We start from the raw sequence: 1532 nt of genomic DNA, 5'->3' as shown, positions 1-1532 counted from the left end.
CTTGATGTACAACGACCGAAGACTATCACTTAGTTTGATTAACGATTCTGAAGACATACAGCAGATTGCACACTAATTACTCTCTCAGTATCCCTGGTTTTGGATCATCTTTTTCTTGGAATACTCTTAAAGGTGTTTGTTACTCTATCAGCCAATGACCCATAACCAAGTTGAAGCCCTAATTGATCAAATCCTCCAGCTTGGAGACGAGCACTGGAAGATGGCGCTCAATATCCTTGCTCATCGTCTTAGAACCCGTGCTATGGCGATGCAGGTAATTGGCAATCCAGAAGCATCGCAGTTGTTTGCAGCGGCTAAGTTGTTGGAATTAGCGACTGAGGCGGATGAGGTTGTGAGTTTGGGAAACTTAGAAGAAGACTTCCCAGACGCTCCCAACTAAAGGATTTTGAATTCTCGTAAAATAACTAGAGAGACACTAAACGTTAACCATGTCTGTTGCCTCTCTACCGAAATCGCATACTAACGATAGTTTTTTAATTTCTTTTGCACCGCTATCTCTAGAAGAAGTTTATGCCCTTGCTGACGATGCCGCTAATGGTGCAGTCGTCGTTATGAGTGGCACAGTGCGGAATCAAACAGAGGGTAAACCCGTTGTGGCACTGGAGTATCAAGCTTATGAACCGATGGCAATACAGGTATTTGCCTCTATTGCTAAGGATATCCGGCAGACATGGTTGGATGTTAATCGGGTGGTAATTCACCATCGTACCGGACGTCTGAACATTGGCGAAATCAGCGTGTTAGTGGCGGTTGGCTGTCCTCATCGCTCAGAAGCATTTGCCGCTTGCAAGTATGCGATTGATACATTAAAGCATAATGCTCCGATTTGGAAAAAAGAGCATTGGGCGGATGGTTCGAGTAGCTGGGTAAGTATTGGAGCTTGCGAACAATCTGACATTCCTTGATGGGAATGCGTTATGGCAGCGTTAGCGGCAAGATAGGACTGATGCCGTGAGCGAGGTACTCCAGATCTCCTACTTCTTAAAGAAGTCGGGGAGCTTGCTTGGATATACTGTACTTCATCAACCTGAAATATGCTGTAAACAATGCCAGCCGCTGACATTTTAATCCTCTCCAATGGCCCCGGTGAAGTAACCACCTGGGTGCGTCCTGTGGTTAAAGCATTACGGCAACATCTAGGAGATGATTCCTCTATTGTCCGCATCGCCGTTATCCTGTCTCCCTGTCCCAACGCTACGGGAACAGAAGTTCAGATTGCTCAATCTTACCCCGAAGTAGACCGAGTGCAGGGGGCAGAGCATTTCTTTCCCTTTCTGCTGTGGGGGAAAACTGCCGAAAATTGGGATTGGCGGGATAAGGGTGTGGTGGTATTTTTAGGCGGCGACCAATTTTTTCCGGTCGTGATTGGCAAGCGCTTGGGATATCGTACAGTTGTCTATGCGGAATGGGATGCCCGTTGGCATGGTTGGATTGACCGATTTGGTGTGATGAAACCGGAGATTATTGCCAAAGCCCCTAAAAAATACCGTCATAAGTTGGCAGTTGTGGGG

Annotated in this window: 2 protein-coding genes and 1 pseudogene; all 3 read left to right on the top strand. The window is 46.7% G+C overall.

Features of this window, described 5'->3' with window-relative positions:
• Positions 1-154 precede the first annotated feature (154 nt).
• The gene (locus IQ257_RS29605) at positions 155-400 is read left to right on the top strand and encodes a hypothetical protein (RefSeq protein ID WP_193882831.1); all 246 of its coding nucleotides are present in this window, start codon (positions 155-157) and stop codon (positions 398-400) included.
• Between the two features lie 49 nt (positions 401-449).
• The gene (locus IQ257_RS29600) at positions 450-926 is read left to right on the top strand and encodes a molybdenum cofactor biosynthesis protein MoaE (protein WP_193882834.1); all 477 of its coding nucleotides are present in this window, start codon (positions 450-452) and stop codon (positions 924-926) included.
• 141 nt (positions 927-1067) lie between these two features.
• A pseudogene (locus tag IQ257_RS29595) lies at positions 1068-1532 on the top strand (lipid-A-disaccharide synthase); the annotation flags it as partial.

It is taken from the genome of Coleofasciculus sp. LEGE 07092 (assembly GCF_015207375.1).
Lineage (GTDB): Bacteria > Cyanobacteriota > Cyanobacteriia > Cyanobacteriales > Coleofasciculaceae > LEGE-07092.
This window is presented reverse-complemented; position numbering and strand designations above follow the sequence as displayed.